Below are 21,988 nucleotides of genomic sequence, written 5' to 3' on the forward strand. Positions count from 1 at the left end.
CTTCCACCATGAGGAAACTAGTATCCACTGTTCAGAAGCGCCCGACCGCTCCACGGGCGCCAGTAGCCGTATCCGGGAAGACTGGCACCCGGTGCCAGAAGCTCGACAGCTCGTCCACGTAGCTCGCTGAAGGAAGTGACAGCTCATGTCCGCACCAGCGCCGTCCCCGCTGGCCATCGTCGACGCCGAGCCCCTGCCGCGGCAGGAGGAGGTCCTCACGGAGCCGGCCCTCGCCTTCGTGGCCGAGCTGCACCGCCGGTTCACGCCCCGGCGTGACGAACTCCTCGCCCGTCGCGGTGAGCGCCGCGCCGAGATCGCCCGCACCTCCACGCTCGACTTCCTCCCGGAGACCGCCGCGATCCGCGCGGACGACTCCTGGCGGGTGGCTCCCTGTCCGCCCGCGCTCCAGGACCGCCGCGTCGAGATCACCGGCCCCACCGACCGCAAGATGACCATCAACGCGCTGAACTCCGGCGCCAAGGTGTGGCTCGCCGACTTCGAGGACGCCTCCGCGCCCACCTGGGAGAACGTCGTCCTCGGCCAGGTCAACCTGAGCGACGCCTACACCCGGAACATCGACTTCACCGACGAGAGGTCCGGCAAGTCGTACGCCCTCAAGGACGCCGACGAGCTCGCGACCGTCGTCATGCGCCCGCGCGGCTGGCACCTGAACGAGCGTCACCTCCAGGTCGACGGCGTGCCGGTCCCCGGCGCCCTCGTCGACTTCGGCCTGTACTTCTTCCACAACGCCCAACGCCTGCTCGACCTCGGCAAGGGCCCGTACTTCTACCTCCCGAAGACGGAGTCGTACCTGGAGGCCCGCCTCTGGAACGACGTGTTCGTCTTCGCGCAGGACCACGTCGGCATCCCGCAGGGCACCATCCGCGCGACCGTCCTGATCGAGACGATCACGGCGGCGTACGAGATGGAGGAGATCCTCTACGAACTGCGCGACCACGCCTCGGGGTTGAACGCCGGCCGCTGGGACTACCTGTTCTCCATCGTGAAGAACTTCCGTGACGGCGGCGCCGAGTTCGTCCTGCCGGACCGCAACGCGGTCACGATGACGGCCCCGTTCATGCGGGCGTACACCGAACTCCTCGTGCGCACCTGCCACAAGCGCGGCGCGCACGCGATCGGCGGCATGGCGGCGTTCATCCCGTCCCGCCGGGACGCCGAGGTCAACAAGGTCGCCTTCGAGAAGGTCCGCGCCGACAAGGACCGCGAGGCCGGGGACGGTTTCGACGGCTCCTGGGTCGCCCACCCCGACCTGGTCCCGATCGCCATGGAGTCCTTCGACAGGGTCCTCGGCGACAAGCCGAACCAGAAGGACCGCCTGCGCGAGGACGTGTCCGTCCAGGCGGCCGACCTCATCGCGATCGACTCGCTGGACGCCAAGCCGACGTACGCGGGTCTGGTCAACGCCGTCCAGGTCGGCATCCGCTACATCGAGGCGTGGCTGCGCGGCCTCGGCGCGGTCGCCATCTTCAACCTCATGGAGGACGCGGCCACCGCCGAGATCTCCCGCTCGCAGATCTGGCAGTGGATCAACGCGGGCGTCGAGTTCGAGAACGGCGAGCACGCCACGCCCGAGCTGGCCCGCAAGGTCGCCGCCGAGGAACTGGCGAACATCCGCGCCGAGATCGGCGAGGAGGCCTTCGCGGCCGGCCACTGGCAGCAGGCCCACGACCTGCTCCTGGAGGTCTCCCTCGACGCCGACTACGCGGACTTCCTGACGCTGCCCGCCTACGAGCAGCTCAAGGGCTGACCTACAGCGGCGATGCCTTGTCCGAGTGGCCCAGGGACCTTCCCGGGGCCACTCGGTCGCGTACGGCCTGCTTGACCGCCGTCGGCTCGGGGAAGCCCTGCTCGCGGCGGTCCCAGACCACCTCGCCGTCCACGCGCACCACGAAGATGCCGCCCTTGCCCGGCTTCAGCGCCAGTTCGGACAGCTCCGCCTCGAAGGTGGTGAGCAGTTCCTGCGCCAGCCAGGCCGCGCGCGGCAGCCACCTGCACTGGGTGCAGTACTCGATCTCGACACGGCCGCTCATCCGAGGTGCACCGACCAATCCTGTTCGGCCGCCGGCTTTCCGTGCAGGTCGGGGACCCGCTTGAGCCAGTTCGGCCGGCCCGCTTGAGACTTCGCCGCCCTGCGGGCCTCCTCGGCGGCGAGTTCCTCCCGGGTGGGGAAGTCGGTGGGGAGCCAGGCCGCGGACGCCTCCACGCGCGCGTGGAGGTGGGCGACGTAGGCCTCGCGGGCCGCCTCGGGCGTCCCGTGGCCGGGCTCGTCGGCCAGCCAGGCGTCCGGCACCTCCGCCACGATCGTCCGCAGCAGCTCCTCGGTCACCCTGGGCGCCAGTTCGGCGTCGGCGGCACGCACGTCCGGGGCGTAGTGGCCGAGGGCGTGGTGACGGAAGTCGTAGGACTTCTCCGGGTCCGCGCCGTCCCAGCGGTGGTGGAAGATCAGGGCCGCTCCGTGGTCGATCAGCCACAGGCGGGCCGGGACGGTGCCGGACGTCGGCCAGATCATCAGGTTCGAGCTGTGGACCGTGCGGTCGACGTTCGCGGTCAGCGCGTCCAGCCAGACGATCCGTCCGGCCTCCAGCGGGTCCACGGGGAACGCCTTGGCGACCTCCGGCGTGAAGTCGCGCGCCCCCGGCAGGAAGTCCATGCCGAGGTTGACGCCCGCACTGGCGGCGTGCAGCTCGCGCACCTCCTGGTGCGGCTCGCCGTCCGCGACGGCGGGGTCGAAGTGGACCAGGACCAGCTCGGGGAAGCGCAGCCCCAGGGCACGGGCCAGCTCACCGACGATCACCTCGGCGACCAGCGCCTTGCGGCCCTGCGCGGAGCCGGTGAACTTCACGACGTAGGTGCCCAGGTCGTCGGCCTCGACGACGCCGGGCACGGAGCCGCCGGACCGCAAGGGGGCGACGTAGCGGACAGCGGTGACCTCTCGCAGCATTCTCGCGGGTCACCCGCCTCTCGTGAGCGATGCCGGCCTCGGGCACGAACAGCTCATGGTAACCGAGCGTGACATCGGGCGACGAATGCTTTCCGGGCCCGGGACAGCCTGAGTCGGCCGGCGCCAGAGGGGTACACGTCCAGGGCCACCCCGGAACGAAGCTCGTTCTGGACAAAGTCCAGAAGGTGCCGATGTCCCGGCAGCGGGGTTCACTGCTGGGGTGGGCGAAGCGACCTGGAATCGGCTCAGGACGGAGGACGCTCATGACTCAGGAGCCTCGGACGGCCCCCTACACCACCAACAACGTCGGCATCCCGGTGGAGAGCGACGAGCACTCGCTCACCGTCGGCGCCGACGGCCCCATTCTGCTCCAGGACCACTACCTCATCGAGAAGATGGCCCAGTTCAACCGGGAACGCGTCCCCGAGCGGGTGGTGCACGCCAAGGGCAGCGGGGCGTACGGGTACTTCGAAGTGACCAACGACGTCAGCCAGTTCACCAAGGCGGACCTGTTCCAGCCCGGCAAACGCACTCCGATGCTGGCCCGGTTCTCGACCGTCGCCGGTGAGCAGGGTTCGCCGGACACCTGGCGCGACCCGCGCGGCTTCGCCCTGAAGTTCTACACCGAGCAGGGCAACTACGACATGGTCGGCAACAACACGCCGGTCTTCTTCGTGCGCGACACGATCAAGTTCCAGGACTTCATCCGGTCCCAGAAGCGCCACCCGGTGACCGGGCTGCGCAGCAACGACATGCAGTGGGACTTCTGGACCCTGTCCCCCGAGTCCGCGCACCAGGTGACGTGGCTGATGGGCGACCGGGGCATCCCGAAGACCTACCGCCACATGAACGGCTACTCGTCGCACACCTACATGTGGATCAACGGCGGCGGCGAGCGGTTCTGGGTGAAGTACCACTTCAAGACCGACCAGGGCATCGACTTCCTCACCCAGGAGGAGGCCGACGAGCTGGCCGGGGCGGACGCGGACAAGCACCGCCGTGACCTGTTCGACGCGATCGAGTCCGGGAACGCGCCGAGCTGGACCCTGAAGGTCCAGATCATGCCGTTCGAGGACGCCGCGGACTACCGGTTCAACCCGTTCGACCTCACCAAGGTCTGGCCGCACGGCGACTACCCGCTCATCGACGTCGGCCGGATGGTCCTCGACACCAACCCCGAGGACTACTTCGTCCACATCGAGCAGGCCGCGTTCGAACCGTCCAACATGGTGCCGGGCATCGGCCCCTCGCCGGACAAGATGCTGCTGGGCCGCCTGTTCTCCTACCCGGACACCCACCGGTACCGGATCGGCCCGAACTACGCCCAGCTCCCGCCGAACCGGCCGCACGCGCCGGTGAACTCCTACGCCAAGGACGGCCCGATGCGCTACGAGCCGTCCCGGGCGTCGATGCCGTACGCGCCGAACTCCTACGGCGGACCCGACGCGGACTTCGGCCGCTTCGGTGACCCGGCGAGCTGGCACACCGCCGGTGAGCTGGTCCGCGAGGCGACCAAGCGGCACGCCGAGGACGACGACTGGGGCCAGGCGGGGACCCAGGTCCGCGAGGTCCTGGACGACGCCGCGCGGGACCGGCTGGTCTCGAACGTCAGCGGCCACCTGCTCCAGGAGGTGTCCCGACCGGTCCTGGACCGAGCGCTCCAGTACTGGCGGAACATCGACAAGAACATCGGCGACCGCATCGCCGCGAAGGTCAACGGCGGCTGAGGCCGCCGCTCCCGGCACCGGCGGCGAGGGCGACCCGCCCGGCCGCCGGGAACACCGGAACGTCCCCGTGCGGACCTCGCTGTTCCGCACGGGGACGCGGTGCGAACGCACGCGTCCCCGCGGCCGAGGCGAACGCCCGCAGCGGACGGGTCGTGGACCGGCGGACGCGCGTCACCCGCCGGCGAGCGGGTTGGGCAGCGGCAGATAACGGGCGGCCGCGCCGTCCGCGCCGGTCCAGCGCAGCAGCAGGTTGGTCTTGCCGGGCAGCGTGGGGGACGACAGCAGGGCCCAGATCTCCGGGAGGTCGTGGCGGGCGAGCTCGCGGCGTACCGCGGGCCAGGGGTCCAGCGCCGGGTGGTGTTCGACCAGGGCGCCGGCGATCTCCACGAGATGGTTGACGACCAGGCAGTACACCAGCCGCTCCCAGCCCGCCTCCCGTGACACCTCCGGCAGCAGCTTGACGCCCTCGGCGTCCCGGAACAGGGCCTGGACCGGCAGTCCGGCGCGGTCGACGGCGACCAGCGTGTTCTGCAGGTGTGCCTCCAGCACGACGCCGTGGTCGGCGAAGGCCGCGAGGGCGGGCGGCACGACCTGGGCCAGATACGCCTCCCACCACAGGGCCGGGTCCGCGGCCCCGTCCAGCGGGCTGCCCTCGAAGCCCTCGACGAGCCCGGCGGCCAGCAGCGGGGTCGCGCCCGGGAGGACGTGGCCGCGCAGCCCGTCCCGGACCAGGACGGCGAGTTCCTCGAAGGCGAAAGCGGCGGTGCGGTAGCCGCGGTCGGCGAGCCAGGCGGCGGGGCCGTCCTGCGCGGCGAGGGCGGCGGCCGCCGCGGTGTCGGTGCGGCGCAGCCTCAGCAGGTCGTGGCGCCACAGCCGGCGGATGTCGTTGGTGATGCGCACGTCCAGGCTGAACTTCAGGAAGAGGTCGTGCTCGGCGGCGTACAGCGTGCGGATCGCGGCCGTCGGCCGGACGTCGAAGCCGGTCGTGCCCAGCCGCAGCAGCCGCCCGTCGGCGAACGCGTCCGCGAGCTCACGGCCGGCCAGCTCCAGCTGCCAGGGGTGCGCGGGCAGCAGACGGTAGCCGGGCGGGGCCTCGCCCAGGGCGTCCAGCGCGGTGGTGTCGCCCTCCTCGGCGACCTCGTCCTCCCGCACGGCGAGCAGCGTCAGCGGGAAGCGGGCGTACGCCTCGGGCGCGTAGGGCAGCCAGGCGGCGACCGGGCCGCCGCCGCGCGCCTTGGGGGCGGGGTGGTAGGGGTGGCCGGTCAGGAGGGACTGCTCGGAGCGCAGGTACGGGTCCTCCGGCGGCGGCGTACGTGTGCGGGCCGTGAGCAGCGCGGCCACCGCGTCCCGGCTGTCGAGCATCTCGGCGGGCAGTTCGTGATTGGACAGTCCGGTGTGGCGGCGCAGCTCGTCGGCCACGAGTTTGACCAGTTCCGGGTGTCCGACGCGCTGCCAGGCACCGTCGACCCGCAACTCGGGCTCGGCGGGCCGCCGCTCCCCGCGGACCCGCAGCAGCCGGCCGGTGCCGCCCAGCCGGTACACCCGGCGCTCGGCGTCCGCCGCGCCGGCCGCCGCGTACGGTTCGGCCACCTCGCGCAGCAGGCAGTTGAGCAGGGGCGCGACCGCGTGGGCGTCGGCGCGGTCCGCGACGCCGGCCGCGGTCGGAGGGGTGAGCTGCACGTGATCCACTCGTTCTCTATGGTCCGTTCAGGTGGGAAGACGATCAGTATGTCTGTCGTCGGCGCCTGCCCGACGCCCTACTCGTACCCGAGGAGCCCGCCCGTGCACCGTCCTCCCAGCGCAGAGGCCGAGGTCGCCGCCGAACTGGCCGAGGTGCGCCCCGGCCTCGTGGCGCGCTACACGGCCGAACTCCCCGGAGCCCGGGCGGCCGTCCTGACCCGGCTGTGGCGTGCGCTCGCCCACGAGCCGCTGCCCTGGGTGGCCGGCCGTGAGCGGGGCGCGCGGGGCCTGACCCTGCGTCTTGCGGACGGCCGCCGGCTGCACGGCCCGCATGCCGACCCGTACACCACCGCCGCGTACGTCACCGCCGTACGACTCGACGGGACGACGTACGACGACCCAGCCCGGCTCGTGACCGCTCTGGCGGTGCCGCACGGTATGTCGTTCGCCGCCGAACTCGGCCACAGCGTCGCCTCGTTGGCGCTGTCGCGGGCCGGACAGGAGGATCACTCGCAGGAGTGGCCGACGCTGGACCGGGAGTGGGAGCAGCGGGTGGTGGACGGGCATCCGTTCCATCCCAACTGCCGTTCCCGGCCCGGGTTCTCGGTCGCCGAGCAGCTGGCCTACGGGCCCGAGCACCGGCCGGTGGTGACGCTGGGGCTGGTGCCGGTGCGGGCGGAGGAGTGTCTGGTGACGGGTGCGTGGCCGCGGGAGATGCGGGACGGCGGGCGGCTGCTGGTCCCCGTGCATCCGTGGCAGGCCGAGCACGTCCTCAAACGGCCCCGCGATCCCTACGAGGCCGGATCGGCCGCGCATCCGCTGATGTCCCTGCGCACGCTCGCCCTGCCGGAAGGGCCGCACGTCAAGACGGCGTTGAGCGCCCGGCTGACGTCGTCGGTGCGGGACATCTCGGTGTACTCCATCGGCCTGTCGGCCACGCTGTCGTCGTTCGCGGAGATGCTCGCGGCCCGGATGGACGGGCTGCTGCACGTCACGCGCACGCTGGGCGCGGCCACGGCCGGCTCCCCCGATCTGGCCGCGGTGGTGCGGGAGTCGCCGCAGGAGTACGCCGGGCCCGGTGAGCGGGTGGTGCCGGTGGCCGCGCTGGCGACCACGGACCTGCCCCGGTCCCCGCAGTGGCTGGCCGAGTTCACGCGGCTGGCGCTCACCGTGGGGCTGCGGCTGCTGGAGCTGGGCGTGGCGCTGGAGGCGCACGGGCAGAACCTGCTCGTGGTGCTGTCGGCGGACGGCTCACCGGTGCGTCTGGTCTACCGCGACCTCGCCGACATCCGTGTCGGCCCGGCGCGGCTCGCACGGCACGGCATCCCGGTGCCGGAGCTGACCGGACGGGTCGTCACGGACGATGTGACGGCCCTGCGCCGCAAGTTGTTCGGTTCGCTGGTGGCGGGGGCGCTCGCGGGTACGGCGGGTTCGGGCCCGGTGCTGCGCGAGGCGCTGGGGGCGGTCGTGGGCGACCTGCCGGACACCGGGGATCTCGCGGCCCTGCGTGCGGAGCCGCTGCCGACGAAGGCGCTGACGCTGATGCGGCTGTCGCCGGGGACACCCGGGGATCAGTGGACGCTGCTGCCCAATGCGCTGGTCACCGAGGTGTTCTGACCTCGTTTTGAAGCGGGACACCTGAGATCAATAAGATCCGCCGATGATCAGAACACAACGGCTGGCGGCAGGGATCTGTGCCCTGCTCGCCGCGCTCACGGCCGGGATAGCCTTCCCGGCCGGGGCGGTCGCCGACGAGACCACCGCCACCGCTCCGAAGGTCGATCTCGTGATCGACGTCAGCGGCTCGATGCGGGCGAAGGACATCGACGGCCAGTCGCGGATGGCCGCGGCGAAGCAGGCCTTCAACGAGGTGCTGGACGCGACCCCCGAGGAGGTCCAGCTCGGTATCCGCACCCTCGGCGCCAACTACCCGGGCGACGACCGGAAGACGGGCTGCAAGGACACCGCGCAGCTCTACCCGGTCGGCCCGCTGGACCGCACCGAGGCCAAGACGGCGGTGGCGACGCTGACGCCCACCGGCTGGACGCCGATCGGCCCCGCGCTGCTGAAGGCCGCCGACGACCTCGACGGCGGCGAGGGCTCCAAGCGCATCGTGCTGATCAGTGACGGCGAGGACACCTGCGCCCCGCTCGACCCGTGCGAGGTGGCCCGCGAGATCGCCGCCAAGGGCATCGGCCTGACCATCGACACGCTCGGCCTGGTCCCGAACACCAAGATGCGCCAGCAGCTGAGCTGCATCGCCGAGGCGACCGGCGGCACCTTCACCTCGGTCGAGCACACCGAGGAACTCGCCGACAAGGTCAACCAGTTGGTGGACCGGGCGGCGGACCCGGTCGTGACTCCGGTCGCGACGACCGGCGCCGACCAGTGCGCGAAGGCACCGACGCTGAAGTCCGGTCTCTACACCGACCGGGAGGAGTTCGGGCAGCAGCGCTGGTACCGCGTGGACGTGGAGCCCGGCCAGGAGCTGCGCACGTCGGTGAGCGTGTCGGCCGACCGGGCGGTGAACCCCTCCTACGGGGTGATGCTGCGGGCGGTGACCGAGCGGGGCCGGGAGATCGTGCGCGGCGAGGCCGCGGGCAACGGCCGCACCGACGTCGTGTCCACCGGTGTGCGCTACCCGAAGGCGGAGGCCGACGGTGACGACGAGGACACCGCACCCGCCGAGACCGTGTGTCTCCAGGTCACCCAGTCCTTCTCGGCGGGCTCCGGCGTGCAGACCACGCCCGGACTGCCGCTGGAGCTGACGGTCGACGTCGTGGACGGGCCGTCGGCGGCCGGCGACGTGGCCTCCTTCGGCCTCGGGCGCGGCTGGTGGCTGCTGGGCGCGCTGATCCTCACCGGCTTCCTCGCCGGTCTCATCTGGGGCTGGCTGTCGCGCTGGCGGGTCGCGGTCTGGAGGACCAACTGATGCGGATCACACGAGTGCTGAGCGGCGCCCTGCTGGCGCTGGGGCTGGCGGCGGGTCCCGCGGCCGCCGACGCCTCGCCGTCGCCGAGCGCGTCGGAGGAGGGCGGCACGCCGACCACGGCGGGCACCTCCTTCCGTACGGCCGCCGAGGTCGAGCAGGGGCAGACGGCGACGGCGAGCGCCTCCACGGGTGACTACCTGTACTGGTCGTTCCCGGCGGACGCCGGACAGCGCCCCACCGTGAAGGCGACGGTGAAGCTGCCGGACACGCACGCCGCCGAGAGCTGGCAGATCGACGTGTACGACGGTCTGCGCCGCCGTCAGGCCTGCCAGTACGGCGCCCAGACGCGCACCGCCGCGGCGAACTCCGCCTCGGTCGAGCTGACCTGTGTCCTGCGCACCGTGCGGGCCTGGTCGGAGCAGTGGGCCGACGACCCGCTGCCGGGCACCTACTACGTCCGGCTCTCGGTCGTGGACGTGACCACCTCCGACCTCGGCCTGCCGGTCGGCGCCGAGGTCCGGGTCGACTCCAAGGACATCGGCGGTTCGGCCGCGGTGGACGGGTCGCTGGCGCAGCCGCTCGTGCCGGGTGTGGCCGTGAAGCCGCAGGAGGAAGAGGAGAGTTCGTCGGCCTCGGCGGTGCTGTCGAGCATCGAGCCCGAGGACGGCTGGGCCTCGGGCTGGTGGTCCGACCGCTGGGTGTGGACCGCGATCGGCGGAGCGCTGGCCGCGCTCGCGGGCATCGGCGGCTATGCGCTGACCCGCGGTGCGGGGCGGCCGACGCGGGTGCCGCCGAGCGCCTGACACTCCGCCACCAGGGGCTCACCGCACGGGCGGTGGGCCCCTTGGCCCATCACGCCTCCTTCAGCGCCTTCGCGAGCGTGCCCTCGCCGGTCACCTCGATACGCCCGCCCCGTACGGCGTCGGTCACGCTCAACTCCCCGCGGGCGACGGCCTCGCACGTCTCTGAGTCCAGGACCAGCCGTGCGTCGGGCTCCCCGGGGGCGGGTCCGTCGCCGTAGACCGGCCCGTCCTCGGCGCCGACGTGCAGATGGAAGTCACCTTCCTCCAGGCGGACTTCGACCAGCCCCTCCCCTTCGAGCGCCCGCAGCAGCGGCAGCGCGAACCAGTGGGCGCGCACCGCGTCGGTGGGCCGCCGCTCGCCCAGCTCGGCCTGACCCCACTCCCCCAGCGCCTGCAGCACGGGCAGCAACTCCCGGCCACGCGGGGTGAGTTCGTACACGTAGGCCGCTCCGGGCGGCGGCAGCCTGCGCCGTGTGCTGATGCCGTCCCGCTCCATGTCCTTCAGCCGGGAGGCCAGCACGTCCGTGCTGACGCCGGGCAGGTCGGCGTGCAGGTCGGTGTAGCGCCGCGGGCCGGCCAGCAGTTCCCGGACGATCAGCAGGGTCCAGCGGTCGCCGACGGTGTCGAGCGCCCGGGCGGCGGAACAGTACTGGTCGTAGCTTCGGCGAGGTGACATGCGACGCAGTCTAGACATGTTGTTGGACTTTCCAAGCTCGAACTTGGTAAAACCAAGCAACACACGAAACCGGAGGGGCGAGCGCGCATGGAGTTCCGGCAGTCGAGCAAGCTGAGCGAGGTCTGTTACGAGATCCGCGGCCCGGTGATCGAGCACGCGAACGCGCTGGAGGAGGCGGGCCACAGCGTGCTGCGCCTGAACACCGGCAACCCCGCGCTCTTCGGCTTCGAAGCGCCGCAGGAGATCCTCCAGGACATGATCCGGATGCTCCCCCAGGCGCACGGCTACACCGACTCGCGCGGCATCCTCTCCGCCCGCCGCGCCGTCGCCCAGCGCTACCAGACGCTCGGCCTGGAGGTCGGCGTCGACGACGTCTTCCTCGGCAACGGCGTCTCCGAGCTGGTCTCGATGGCCGTACAGGCACTGGTCGAGGACGGCGACGAGATCCTCATCCCCGCCCCGGACTTCCCGCTGTGGACGGCCGTCACGACGCTCGCCGGCGGCAAGGCCGTCCACTACCTGTGCGACGAGCAGTCCGACTGGTACCCGGACCTGGACGACATGGCGTCGAAGATCACGGACCGTACGCGCGCCGTGGTCATCATCAACCCGAACAACCCCACCGGCGCGGTCTACCCCAAGGAGGTCCTGGAGGGCATCCTCGACCTCGCCCGCCGGCACGGCCTGATGGTCTTCGCCGACGAGATCTACGACCAGATCCTGTACGACGACGCCGTGCACCACTCGGTCGCCGCCCTCGCCCCCGACCTGGTCGTCCTCACCTTCTGCGGCCTGTCCAAGACCTACCGGGTGGCGGGCTTCCGCTCGGGGTGGCTGGTGGTCACCGGCCCGAAGCAGCACGCGAAGGACTATCTGGAGGGCCTGACCATGCTGGCCTCCATGCGGCTGTGCGCCAACGCGCCCGCCCAGTACGCCATCCAGGCGGCGCTCGGCGGCCGCCAGTCCATCCGGGACCTGACGAACCCCGGCGGCAGGCTGCGCGAACAGCGCGACGTGGCCTGGGAGAAGCTCAACGAGATCCCGGGCGTGTCCTGCGTGAAGCCGAAGGGCGCGCTGTACGCCTTCCCGCGCATCGACCCCAAGGTGCACAAGATCCACGACGACGAGAAGTTCGTCCTGGACCTGCTGCTGCGGGAGAAGATCCAGGTCGTGCAGGGCACGGGCTTCAACTGGCCGGCCCCCGACCACTTCCGCATCCTGACCCTGCCGTACGCGGAGGACCTGGAGGCGGCGATCGGGCGGATCGGGCGTTTCCTGAGCGGATACCGGCAGACCTGACCGCGGGATTCCGTGGAGTCGGGGCGCTGGGCTCTTAGCCTGGGCCCATGAGTGATCTCTTTCTCGTCCGGCACGGCGAGACCGAGTGGTCCCGCTCCGGACGGCACACCGGCTGGACCGACGTACCGCTCACCGAACACGGGCGGGAGGAGGCGCGGCGGCTCGTGCCGCTGATCCGTTCACACCGGATCGGGGCGTCGTTCGTCAGTCCGGCCCAGCGCGCACGGGAGACGGCCGAGCTGATCGGGCTGCACGGCACACGCGTCGACACCGATCTGCGGGAGTGGGACTACGGCGGCTACGAGGGCATCACGACCGTCGAGATCCAGGCCGAGCGGCCCGGCTGGTTCCTGTTCCGGGACGGTGTCGCGCCGGGGCCGCCCGACCATCCCGGGGAGACCCCGGAGCAGGTCGGGGAGCGCGCGGACCGGATGCTGGCCAAGGTGGACGCCGCGTTCGCCAACACCGAGGGGTGCGTGGTGCTGGTGGCCCACGGGCACTTCCTGCGCGTGCTCACGGCCCGGCGGCTCGGGCTGCCGCCCGCGGACGGGGCGCTGTTCCAACTGGCCACGGGGACGGTGTGCCGGCTGAGCACGGAGCACGGGCGGCCGGTGATCTCGGGGTGGAATGTCAGACCCGGGCCGTAGCCTTCCCAGCAGAGGGGAAAGCCGCCCGGCCGGCAGACGGCACCGGCGCCGGGCGCCCGGGGAGGAGCACGCCGTGACCAGACCACCGACCGCCGCCCAGCGGCGTGTCATCGACGCCGCCGATCCCGACACGGGACGGCTCAGGGGCACGGAGACCCAGCTCGCGGCACTGGTGAAACGGGGCCTCGCCTTCCGGCATCCCCGGCCGCCGCACGATCACTTCCTGACCCCGGCGGGACATCGGATACGGGACGCGGAGCCGGCGCCGCCCGCGCCGGCCGAGGACACCGCGGCCAAGGGCGTGTTCGCCGCGCGGATCGGCGGTGAGGAGGACGCCCCGCGCTCGGGCCCGGCCCGGCTGCGCGAGGTGCGCGGAGCCTGGCAGGGCCTGCTGGAGCTGCGCCGGATGACCAGTCGGGACGGAGCGGTGGACCGGCCCTGCGACTGGGAGCGCACGCATCTGGTGCAGGCCGCCGCCCTCGCGCTGGAGGCGGCCGGCCATCCTCCGGCCGAGCCGGACTCCACGGAGGGATACCGGGTGCGGGCGACCCGGCAGCCCGAGGCCGTCGCCGTGCACGAGAGCGACGCCGCGCGGCTGCGGGGCTGCGCGGCCACACTGGAGGAGGCGGGCTGGCAGGTCGGCGAGCACACCGAGCCGCGTACCAGGGCGCGCTATCTGCTGGCGTCCCCACGACGGGCATGACGCACATGCCAAGATCGGTGCACTGGGCACCGAAGGCGAGAAGGGGAAGCAGTGAGCGAGCAGTTTTCCGTCCGGGTCACCGTCCGCGGCTACGAGACCGACACCCAGGGGCACGTCAACCAGAGCGTGTACATCAACTACGCCGAGCACGCCCGCTGGTCACTGCTCCAGGCCGCGGGCATCACCCAGACGGGGCTGATGGGCAAGGGCGTCGGTCCCGTCGCGCTGGAGACGACCATCCGCTACCAGCGCGAGCTCCTCGCCGGTGACGAGGTCGACGTCACCTGCGCCTTCGCGTGGTCGGGCGGCAAGACCTTCCGCGTCCTGCAGACCATCAGCAAGGCCGACGGCACGGTGGCGGCCGAACTCGAGGGCGTCGGCGGGCTGATGGACCTGAAGGCCCGCAAGCTGGTGGCGAACCCGCAGGACTACTTCAAGGAACTGTCCACGGACCCGAGCCTGTTCGGGCTGTAGTCGCCGCAGTCACCCCTGCTCCTCGTCGTGCGCGGCGTCGTAGGCCGCGCGCGACTCGGCGATGTGGACCCTGTTCCGCTCGGCCCAGTCGGTCAGGCGTTGCAGGGTCTCGTGCAACTCCAGGGCCACCGGCGTCAGTTCGTACTCCACCTTCGGCGGCACCGTCGCGTGCACGGTGCGCGTGACGAGGCCGTCGCGCTCCAGATTGCGCAGGGTGAGGGTCAGCATCCGGCGGCTGATGCCCTCGATGCCGCGCTCCAGCTCCGTGAACCGGATGGGGCCGTGGGCCGCCGCGACGAGGATCTGGACGCTCCATTTCCCGGAGACCCTGTCAAGAACTTCCCGGACCGGGCACGCCTGCGCGTTCACTGCCTGGACGGTCACACCGGTGTTCCTCTGGGACATCGGACTGCCTCCTTACGCCGCCCTCCATGGTCACTCACGATGTACCCCGTTACAAGTCGTGCACCTATGGAGAACCCGGAGGCAGCGCCGTCATGGCCATCGTCGAGTCCCGGAGGCGCGGACCGCGCCGCACACGCACCCACTCCCGCTGGGCGTCTCTCGTCGTGCTGTGCGCGGGGACCCTGATGACGATCCTGGACGGCAACATCGTCACGGTCGCCATGCCGGCCGTCCAGAGCGACCTCGGTTTCTCGGGACCCGGGCTGGCCTGGGTCGTCAACGCCTATCTGATCCCCTTCGGCGGGCTGCTGTTGCTGGTGGGCCGGCTCGGCGACCTGATCGGCCGCAAGCGGATGTTCACGGCGGGCCTCGCCGTGTTCACCGCGGCCTCCGTGCTGTGCGGGGTGGCGACCGGGCAGAGCGCCCTGATCGCGGCGCGGGCTCTGCAGGGCGTGGGCGGGGCGATGACCTCGGCCGTGGTGCTCGGCATGCTGGTCGCGTTGTTCCCCGAGCCGGGTGAACGGGCCCGCGCCATCGCGGTGTTCAGCGCGGTCGGCGCGGCGGGCGGTGCGCTCGGCACGTTCCTCGGCGGGGCGCTGACCGAGGCCCTGAACTGGCACTGGATCTTCCTGATCAACCTGCCGATCGGCGTCGTGGCCTGGCTGGCGGCCGTGCGCGTACTGGAGCCGGACCGCGGCGCCGGGCTCGGCAAGGGCGCCGACTACCCGGGCGCGCTGCTGGTGACCGGCGCGCTGATGCTCACGGTGTACGTGATCGTCGGCGCGGGCGACCGGGATCTCACCGCGACCCTGCTGCTCGCCGCTCTCGCCCTGGCCCTGTTCGCGGCGTTCACCCTCCGCCAGGCCCGGGCCGCGCGTCCGCTGCTACGGCTGCGGCTGTTCGGCTCCCGGCTGCTGAGCGGCGCCAACGCCGTGCAGATCCTGATGATCGCGACGATGTACGGCTTCCAGTTCATCGGCGCGCTCTACCTCCAACGGGTCCTCGGCTACGGCGAGTTGCTCACCGGCACGGCCTTCCTGCCGGCGCCGGTCGCGATCGGGGTGCTGATGCTGGGGCTGTCGGCCCGTGCCGTCGGACGGTTCGGCGCGTACCGGGTGCTGCTCGCCGGGCTGCTGCTCATCGTCGCCGGCATGGCGCTGCTGAGCCGCGCACCGGTCGACGGCTCCTACGTCACGGACGTCCTCCCGCCCCTGCTCCTCCTCGCCACCGGGTTCGCCGCGGCGATGCCGGCGCTGACCGGGCTCGCGATGTCGGGGGCCCGCGAGGAGGACGCGGGGCTGGCGTCCGGACTCTTCAACACCACGCAGGTGGTGGGCGGTTCGCTGGGGCTGGCGGTCCTGTCGGTTCTGGCGGCGAGCCGGACGGAGCTGCTGCTGGCCGACGGTGCGGGGCTGGTCGCCGCCACCGCCGAGGGGTACCGGCTGGCGTTCCAGGTGGCGACGGGGATCGCGGTGGGGGCACTGGGGGTGGCCGCGGTCGTACTGCGGGGGCGGCGGGACTGAGCGGGCGAAGCGTCGGCTCCCGGGATCGGCGAAGCGCCCGCCCCCGGGATGCGGGCCGCCACGCGCGGGACCGTTGAGACGGCGGCCCGGCAAGCGGGGACCGGACCCGCGCGGCCCGGCCCCCTTCGCGAACCCGAGCGGACGGCCCCCTTCGCCGGCCCCCGCGGCCTGACCCCCTTCGCGAAACCCGCCTGGCCAAACCCTTCGCGAACCCGAGCGGACGGCCCCCTTCGCCGGCCCCCGCGGCCTGACCCCCTTCGCGAAACCCGCCTGACCCACCCCCTTCGCGGACCCGCGCGGCCCGGCCCCGGTCGCCGTGCTCAGTCCGCCCCGAAGGCGGCCCGGTGGTCCCGGGCCCAGTCCCGATAGCCTCGTGCCGGCCGACCCAGTACCCGCGGTACGTCCTCGGTGACGACGGCGTTGCCGCCCTCCTCGATGAAGCGGGCGCCGGCCATGAGGCTGTCCGCGTAGTCGGGGCCCAGGCCCGCGGCGAGCAGGTGTTCACGACGCTGGTCCGCGGTCAGCGGGAGCAGTGTCACCGGGCGGCCGAGCAGCTCGCCGAGCACCGCGGCCTGGCCACTGGCGCTGATGGTCTCGGGGCCGGTCGGGGTGTAGGTGCGCCCCGCGTGGCGGGCGTCGAGCAGCGCGCTCACGGCGACCTCGGCCACGTCCCGGGGATCGACCACGCCCTGCCTGCCGTCGCCCATCAGATGGGGTGCCGGGGTGCCCTCCCTGACGGACTCCGCCCAGGCCAGCGTGTTGGAGGCGAAGGAGGAGGGACGCAGGACCGTCCACTCCAGGCCGCTCGCCCGCACCGCCTCCTCGCCGGGCAGATGCCAGCGGCCGAACCCGCCCAGCCGGGGATCCCCCGTTCCGATCGAGGAGAGTTTCACGATCCGCCGCACCCCGGCCGCCCGGGCCGCCTCGACCAGGCCCCGGTCGTGCTCGGCGTCGTCCGGGCCGAACACGCCGACCAGGAAGGCGGCTTCCGCGCCCGCCATCGCCTCCTCGACCGAGGCCCGGTCCCGGGGGTGCCCGGGCACGGCCTCGGCGCCCGAGGGCACCCGGGCCGCCGCCGGGTCCCGGGTCAGGGCGCGCACCTTCTCCCCACGCTCCGCGAGCTGCCGTACGACTTCACTGCCGATGGTGCCGGTGGCACCCGTCACAAGGATCATGTCCTCCACGGTGGGCCCCTGGCGGCGCCGGACTCTTGGAAATTCCGGCACGGTTCACCGGCCCGGACGGCCGGGTGCCGGACATACGGTGGAGGCGTGACGAACACCTTCTCCCGACAGATCCTGCCCACGCCCGAGGCGTTGCGCCCCTGGGTCACGGGCATCGGGTCCGTGTCGGTGGGCACGGAGTCGACGGAGCCGTACGTGCGGCTCCCCGACACCGCGACGACGATCGTGTTCCGGGTCGGCGAGAACGGCCGCCGCAGCACGCTGGTCGTCGGCCCGCGCACCCGCGCCTCGTACCACCACGCCGAACGGTTCGCCTCCTGCCTGGAGATGCGACTGGCGCCCGGCACCACACGTCCCCTGCTCGGCGTCCCGGCGGTCGATCTCGTGGGCCGGATGATGCCCCTCGACGAGCTGACCGCCGCTCCCGCCCGCCGGCTGGCCCGTGCACTGCGGGACCTGGAGCCGGAGGAGGTCGTGCCGCACCTGGCGCGGTCGTTCCCCGATCTGTCCGCCGCCACGGACCGCTCCCGCGCCGCCGTACTGGCGGCGGGTGCGGAGGCCCTGTCGACGCGGAGCGGCCGCGTGCCCGGTCCGGTGCGGGAGGTGGCACGCGAACTCGCCGTCAGCGAGCGTCAGTTGCGCAACCTCTTCACCGAGGGCGTCGGTCTCTCCCCCAAGCACTACGCCCGCATCAACCGGGTGCGCGCGGTGCTGGCGCAGGCCGACGACGTCCCGTGGGCCCAGCTCGCCGCCGCGACGGGCTACTACGACCAGTCCCACATGACGTCCGACTTCCGCACCCTGATGGGTGTACCGCCCCGCTCCTTCTTCACCGGCCGTCTCCCGGACGCCCTGCCCTGCCAGGCGCTGAGGCACGGTTAGGGCCTCACGGCCGCCGGCCGGCGGGCCCGGCCGAGGTCACCCGGCGTCCGGCCCGGAAGCACCGCGGTCGCCGGCGGCTCCGGCCGGCCGTGGCACACGTACGGCTCCGGCCGCCGGTGGCACTCGTACGGCTCTCAGCCGCGCCCCTGGTCAGGGCTCCCGCGCCCCGTGCCGCTGATCCGCGCCGAGAACCTCGCCCGCGTGACCTCCCGGCACCGGTGGGTCCTCGCCGTCTACCTCGGCACCGTCTTCATCGCCGTGCCCGCCCTGGTCATCGTGCTGGTGGACGTGGTCTGAGCACGGCGTCCCACGAGGCCCTAAGCCGCGTCCCGCCAGATCGTCAGGTCCAGCTTGAGGAAGGCCAGGTCCGGCATGGCGGTCGACTTGGTCTGGAGCACGAGCAGCGCGATGTCGCCCGAGGAGTGCTTGACGCAGAACTGGGTGCCGTTCGCCGCCGCGGCGAGCGACCAGCGGTGCCGGTCCGCACCGGCGAGCAGCAGACGGCACTCGTCGAGGGTGGCTCCGGTGCCCGAGTCGTCGAAGACCTGGAGGAACACGCTGCTGTCGCTGTCCAGCGCGCACCCGGCGTTCTTGCAGTCGAAGCGGATGTCTCCCTTGCGGTCCCAGCGCTGGAACGGCTTCGCGAAGCTGACGGAACTCTTCGCGTCCAGCCACAGGCCGCCGTCCGCGACGGGCCGCGGAGTTGCGGGGGCCGTCGAGGAGGGCGAGGGCCGCGCGTCCTTCGGTGTCCCGGCGTCGGTCCCCGAGGCCCCGGTGCCCTCCCGCGTCGCCGGGGCGGACGCCCCGGAGGACGCCGATGACGAGGCGGACTCGTCCGGGCCGTGCGTGGCCGGTACGCCGGACACCCAGTCACGGAACCGGTCCCGCGCGTCCGGGACCGCCCACAGCAGACCGGTCAGCAGCGCCCCCGTCGTCACCACCGAGGCCGTGACCAGCGCGGTACGACGTCGGCGTGCCCGCCGCTCGTCCGGCCCCGCGGGCAGCGGTTGCGGTCGCGAGACGACCAGCGGCGCCGGGTGCAGCACCCGGGTGGGGACGGGCACCGGCGCCGGAACGTTCACCTCCGGCCCCCGCACCTCTCGCCACACGGCCGGCCCCGCCCCCGCGTCGGCCTCGCTCCCGAGCCGGCGCCGGCACCATGCGACGACCTCCGCCAGGCCGGCCCGATCCGCCGCGTCGACGGCCAGGCACCGGGCGATCAGCGGGCGCAACTGCTCGGGCAGCGCGCTCAGATCGGGCCGCTCGTGCACGATCCGGTAGAGCACCGTGGCCGCGGGGCCCTCGCCGTACAGCGCCCGGCCCAGGGCCGCGAACGCCGCTGTCTGGCCGAGCGCGAAGACGTCGGTCACCTCGGTGACCTCACCCGCGACGGCCTGCTCGGGAGCCATGAACTGGGGCGTCCCGACGGCCGACCCGGTGGCCGTGTACGAGGTGGCGTCCGCGGCCATCGAGATGCCGAAGTCGATGACCCGGGGCCCGTCGGCGGCCAGCAGTACGTTCGACGGCTTCAGGTCCCGGTGCACGATGCCCGCGCCATGGATGGCCTGGAGTGCCTCGGCCACCCCTGCCATCAGCCACAGCACCGCCGGCACCGGCAGCGGTCCGCGCCGGGCCACGGCTTCCGCCAGAGAGGGCCCGGGCACGTACAGCGTGGCCAGCCAGGGCGGGGTGCCGTCCGCGTCGGCGTCGATCAGTTCGGCCGTGTACGCGCCCCGCACCCGACGGGCCGCCTCCACTTCCCGGCGGAAACGCCGCCGGAAGTCCTGGTTGTCGGCCAGCTCCGGCCGGACGACCTTGATCGCCACCGGTCTGCCGCCCTGCGTGTGCGACAGATAGACCCGGCCCATGCCACCCGCGCCGAGCCGGGCGGAGAGGCGGTAGCCGGCCACCACGGGCGGATCGTCCCCCTGAAGCGGCTCGAACACCTCGGTCGCGCTGCTCATCGGCCCGCTGCCCCCTCGTCCCCTCGAATCCCCTGGCCCCCGGTCGCCCGTGAGGCGACCGAGGCAGAAGCCTAAGCGGAATTCGGATGCGGGAAGCCCCGGTCACCTGCGAAGCTCCCTCTCCATGGCCGCGCGACGCATCAGACCGAGCCGCTACATCTCCGTCGACATCGAGGCCGACGGCCCGATCCCGGGCCCCTACTCGATGCTGAGCATCGGCGCGGCGGTCGCCGGCGTGCAGGACGGCGACGGATTCACCGCGGCCGACCCGGAGAAGCACACCTTCTACCGGGAACTGCGGCCGATCAGCGAGGAGTTCGTGCCGGAGGCGCTGGCCGTGAGCGGGCTGGACCGGGAGCGGCTCAAGGCCGAGGGAAGTGAACCGGTCGTCGCGCTCACGGAGTTCGGCGACTGGGTGCGTGAGGTGAGCGCCGGGGCGCAGCCGGTGATGTGCGGCTATCCGGCGTCGTACGACTGGACGTTCCTGTACTGGTACCTGATCCGGTTCACGGGAGCGAGCCCGTTCGGCCACTCCGGCTGCCTGGACATGAAGACCCTGTACGCCACGAAGGCGGGCCTGCCCCTGCGGGCGGTGGCGAAGGGCACGATGCCGCGTGAGCTGCTGTCGCGGCGTCGTCACACGCACCATGCGCGGGACGACGCCGTCGAGCAGGCCGAGCTGTTCGCCAACCTCATGGTGTGGCCGGGGCCCGGGTCGCCCCGGTGATCTCCTCCCCTGCCTCCATGGGATGGGTGACGTCCTGGGCGTCCTTGCCCCTGCCCAGGTGATTGAAGACCAGGTTGAGCGCCACCGCCGCCACACAGCCCGTCGAGATGCCGGAGTCCAGGACGATCCTGACCGTCTCCGGGAAGGCGTGGTAGAACTCCGGCGCCGTGATCGGGATGATGCCGACGGCCAGCGAGACGGCGACGATCAGGATGTTGTTGTCCTTGTCCAGGCCGGCCCGGACGAGGGTCTGGATGCCGCTCGCGGCGACGGACCCGAAGAGCACCACACCCGCGCCGCCCAGCACCGGTCGCGGTACGACGGCGATGAGCGAGGCGGCCATCGGGCACAGGCCCATCAGCACCAGGAAGCCACCGCCCGTGGCGACGACGTACCGGCTGCGGATCTTCGTCATCGCCACCAGGCCGATGTTCTGGGCGAAGGCGCTGCACATGAAGCCGTTGAACAGCGGGCTGAGCGCGGAGCCGAGGGTGTCGGCGCGCAGGCCCGCCGCGATGGTCCTCTCGTCGGCCGGGCGGTCGACGATCTCGCCCAGCGCCAGCATGTCGGCGGTCGATTCCGTCATCGACACGACCATCACCACGCACAGCGAGATGATCGCGGCGAGCTGGAACTGCGGGGCGCCGAAGTGGAAGGGGGTCGGGAAGCCGACGACGTCCGCGTCCGCCACCGGCCCGAAGTCCGTGACGCCGAAGGGGATCGCGAGCAGGGTGCCGGCGACCAGTCCGAGGAGGACGGCGATCTGCTTGACGAAGCCGCGGGTGAAGCGGCGCAGGAGCAGCACGATGAGCAGGGTCCCGGCCGCCAGGCCCAGGTTCGTGGCCGAACCGTAGTCGTGGGCCGCCGGGTCGGGACCCTGGGCCCAGCCGAAGGCGACCGGCAGCAGCGAGATGCCGATCAGGGTGATGACCGTGCCGGTGACCACCGGCGGGAAGAAGCGCACGGCCTTGCTGAAGAAGGGGGCGGCGACGAATCCGAGGAGACCGGCGACGATCACCGCGCCGAAGATGATCGGCAGGGCGTCGGACTTGTCCTCGGTGGAGGCGACGATCGCCGTCATGGGGGCGACGCCCGCGAAGGTGACGCCGTTGACGAAGGGCAGCCGGGCGCCGATCTTCCAGATGCCGAGCGTCTGGAGGAAGGTCGCGATGCCCGCGGTGAACAGGCAGGCGCCGGTGAGGAAGGTCAGTTCGGCGGCGGTCAGACCTATCGCCGCGCCGACTATCAGGGGTGGGGCGACGACTCCCGCGTACATGGCGGCCACATGCTGAAGGCCGGTCGTCGCCATTTTCAGCGCGGGGAGTTTCTCGTCTACTGGGTGAGCGGACTGAGCGGGCACTGCGGCTCTCCTCCGGTCGGGTACACGGCTGCGCGGGCTG

Annotated in this window: 21 protein-coding genes; 13 read left to right on the plus strand and 8 right to left on the minus strand. The window is 72.4% G+C overall.

Going from position 1 to position 21,988, the window contains the following annotated elements; all coding sequences use genetic code 11:
• Positions 1-145: 145 nt before the first annotated feature.
• Positions 146-1,768 carry a malate synthase A gene (gene aceB, locus ACGFW6_RS31955; RefSeq protein WP_393517651.1) on the plus strand — a complete coding sequence of 541 codons (1,623 nt, stop codon included), beginning with the start codon at positions 146-148 and terminating at the stop codon, positions 1,766-1,768.
• A 1-nt stretch (position 1,769) separates the two neighbouring features.
• On the opposite strand, the gene ACGFW6_RS31960 is transcribed toward aceB, so the two are convergent.
• Together ACGFW6_RS31960 and ACGFW6_RS31965 are read right to left on the minus strand one after the other, a co-directional pair.
• Positions 1,770-2,051, minus strand: a complete 282-nt coding sequence (locus ACGFW6_RS31960; RefSeq protein ID WP_393517654.1) for a SelT/SelW/SelH family protein — start codon at positions 2,049-2,051, stop codon at positions 1,770-1,772.
• Positions 2,048-2,962: a HipA family kinase gene (locus ACGFW6_RS31965; RefSeq protein ID WP_393517657.1), complete on the minus strand. Its 915-nt coding sequence runs from the start codon at positions 2,960-2,962 to the stop codon at positions 2,048-2,050. The genes ACGFW6_RS31960 and ACGFW6_RS31965 overlap by 4 nt, the downstream gene beginning before the upstream one ends.
• Positions 2,963-3,225: 263 nt before the next feature.
• Here ACGFW6_RS31965 and ACGFW6_RS31970 point away from each other — a divergent pair, with 263 nt between their 5' ends.
• The gene (locus ACGFW6_RS31970; protein ID WP_393517660.1) at positions 3,226-4,689 is read left to right on the plus strand and encodes a catalase; all 1,464 of its coding nucleotides are present in this window, start codon (positions 3,226-3,228) and stop codon (positions 4,687-4,689) included.
• A 171-nt stretch (positions 4,690-4,860) separates the two neighbouring features.
• Here the strand turns inward: ACGFW6_RS31970 and ACGFW6_RS31975 are convergent, their stop codons facing one another.
• Complete coding sequence (locus tag ACGFW6_RS31975) at positions 4,861-6,378, minus strand: IucA/IucC family protein (protein WP_393517663.1); 1,518 nt, start codon at positions 6,376-6,378, stop codon at positions 4,861-4,863.
• Positions 6,379-6,471: 93 nt separating this feature from the next.
• Here ACGFW6_RS31975 and ACGFW6_RS31980 point away from each other — a divergent pair, with 93 nt between their 5' ends.
• Genes ACGFW6_RS31980 through ACGFW6_RS31990 form a run of 3 tightly spaced genes read left to right on the plus strand, consistent with a single transcriptional unit; the run spans position 6,472 to position 10,104 of the window.
• Positions 6,472-7,986, plus strand: a complete 1,515-nt coding sequence (locus tag ACGFW6_RS31980; RefSeq protein ID WP_393517666.1) for an IucA/IucC family protein — start codon at positions 6,472-6,474, stop codon at positions 7,984-7,986.
• A 43-nt stretch (positions 7,987-8,029) separates the two neighbouring features.
• Positions 8,030-9,301, plus strand: a complete 1,272-nt coding sequence (locus ACGFW6_RS31985; protein ID WP_393517669.1) for a VWA domain-containing protein — start codon at positions 8,030-8,032, stop codon at positions 9,299-9,301.
• The gene (locus ACGFW6_RS31990) at positions 9,301-10,104 is read left to right on the plus strand and encodes a hypothetical protein (protein ID WP_393517672.1); all 804 of its coding nucleotides are present in this window, start codon (positions 9,301-9,303) and stop codon (positions 10,102-10,104) included. Before ACGFW6_RS31985 ends, ACGFW6_RS31990 begins: the two co-directional genes overlap by 1 nt.
• A 49-nt stretch (positions 10,105-10,153) precedes the next feature.
• Here the strand turns inward: ACGFW6_RS31990 and ACGFW6_RS31995 are convergent, their stop codons facing one another.
• Positions 10,154-10,780: a winged helix-turn-helix transcriptional regulator gene (locus ACGFW6_RS31995; protein WP_393517674.1), complete on the minus strand. Its 627-nt coding sequence runs from the start codon at positions 10,778-10,780 to the stop codon at positions 10,154-10,156.
• A gap of 87 nt (positions 10,781-10,867) precedes the next feature.
• On the opposite strand from ACGFW6_RS31995, the gene ACGFW6_RS32000 reads away from it, so the two are divergent.
• The 4 genes from ACGFW6_RS32000 (at position 10,868) to ACGFW6_RS32015 (ending at position 13,903) form a co-directional block, all read left to right on the plus strand.
• Positions 10,868-12,079 (plus strand): pyridoxal phosphate-dependent aminotransferase, encoded by a 1,212-nt coding sequence (locus ACGFW6_RS32000; protein WP_393517677.1) that lies wholly within the window; start codon positions 10,868-10,870, stop codon positions 12,077-12,079.
• 47 nt (positions 12,080-12,126) lie between these two features.
• The gene (locus tag ACGFW6_RS32005) at positions 12,127-12,726 is read left to right on the plus strand and encodes a histidine phosphatase family protein (RefSeq protein ID WP_030954057.1); all 600 of its coding nucleotides are present in this window, start codon (positions 12,127-12,129) and stop codon (positions 12,724-12,726) included.
• Positions 12,727-12,799: 73 nt separating this feature from the next.
• Positions 12,800-13,429, plus strand: coding sequence for a hypothetical protein (locus tag ACGFW6_RS32010; RefSeq protein WP_393517680.1), 630 nt, complete (start codon positions 12,800-12,802; stop codon positions 13,427-13,429).
• 51 nt (positions 13,430-13,480) lie between these two features.
• A complete protein-coding gene (locus ACGFW6_RS32015; protein WP_393517683.1) occupies positions 13,481-13,903 on the plus strand; it encodes an acyl-CoA thioesterase in 423 nt (140 codons plus the stop codon).
• Positions 13,904-13,912: 9 nt separating this feature from the next.
• Here ACGFW6_RS32015 and ACGFW6_RS32020 read toward each other — a convergent pair whose 3' ends face one another.
• Positions 13,913-14,308, minus strand: coding sequence for a winged helix-turn-helix transcriptional regulator (locus ACGFW6_RS32020; protein WP_393517686.1), 396 nt, complete (start codon positions 14,306-14,308; stop codon positions 13,913-13,915).
• Positions 14,309-14,400: 92 nt separating this feature from the next.
• Between ACGFW6_RS32020 and ACGFW6_RS32025 the strand changes: the two genes are divergently transcribed.
• Positions 14,401-15,831, plus strand: a complete 1,431-nt coding sequence (locus ACGFW6_RS32025; RefSeq protein ID WP_393517689.1) for an MFS transporter — start codon at positions 14,401-14,403, stop codon at positions 15,829-15,831.
• A 320-nt stretch (positions 15,832-16,151) separates the two neighbouring features.
• Here ACGFW6_RS32025 and ACGFW6_RS32030 read toward each other — a convergent pair whose 3' ends face one another.
• Positions 16,152-17,006, minus strand: coding sequence for an NAD(P)H-binding protein (locus tag ACGFW6_RS32030; protein ID WP_393517692.1), 855 nt, complete (start codon positions 17,004-17,006; stop codon positions 16,152-16,154).
• A 96-nt stretch (positions 17,007-17,102) separates the two neighbouring features.
• On the opposite strand from ACGFW6_RS32030, the gene ACGFW6_RS32035 reads away from it, so the two are divergent.
• Positions 17,103-17,897: a helix-turn-helix domain-containing protein gene (locus ACGFW6_RS32035; protein ID WP_393517695.1), complete on the plus strand. Its 795-nt coding sequence runs from the start codon at positions 17,103-17,105 to the stop codon at positions 17,895-17,897.
• 168 nt (positions 17,898-18,065) lie between these two features.
• Complete coding sequence (locus ACGFW6_RS32040; RefSeq protein WP_393517698.1) at positions 18,066-18,194, plus strand: hypothetical protein; 129 nt, start codon at positions 18,066-18,068, stop codon at positions 18,192-18,194.
• Between the two features lie 20 nt (positions 18,195-18,214).
• On the opposite strand, the gene ACGFW6_RS32045 is transcribed toward ACGFW6_RS32040, so the two are convergent.
• On the minus strand, positions 18,215-19,861 hold the full coding sequence (locus ACGFW6_RS32045) for a serine/threonine-protein kinase (RefSeq protein WP_393517701.1): 1,647 nt from the start codon (positions 19,859-19,861) through the stop codon (positions 18,215-18,217).
• Positions 19,862-19,985: 124 nt separating this feature from the next.
• On the opposite strand from ACGFW6_RS32045, the gene ACGFW6_RS32050 reads away from it, so the two are divergent.
• Positions 19,986-20,588: an exonuclease domain-containing protein gene (locus ACGFW6_RS32050; protein WP_393517704.1), complete on the plus strand. Its 603-nt coding sequence runs from the start codon at positions 19,986-19,988 to the stop codon at positions 20,586-20,588.
• Here the strand turns inward: ACGFW6_RS32050 and ACGFW6_RS32055 are convergent.
• The gene (locus ACGFW6_RS32055) at positions 20,554-21,897 is read right to left on the minus strand and encodes a nucleobase:cation symporter-2 family protein (protein ID WP_393517707.1); all 1,344 of its coding nucleotides are present in this window, start codon (positions 21,895-21,897) and stop codon (positions 20,554-20,556) included. The genes ACGFW6_RS32050 and ACGFW6_RS32055 overlap by 35 nt on opposite strands.
• Positions 21,898-21,988 lie beyond the last annotated feature (91 nt).

The sequence above is a fragment of the Streptomyces sp. Y7 genome (assembly GCF_043195415.1).
GTDB lineage: Bacteria > Actinomycetota > Actinomycetes > Streptomycetales > Streptomycetaceae > Streptomyces.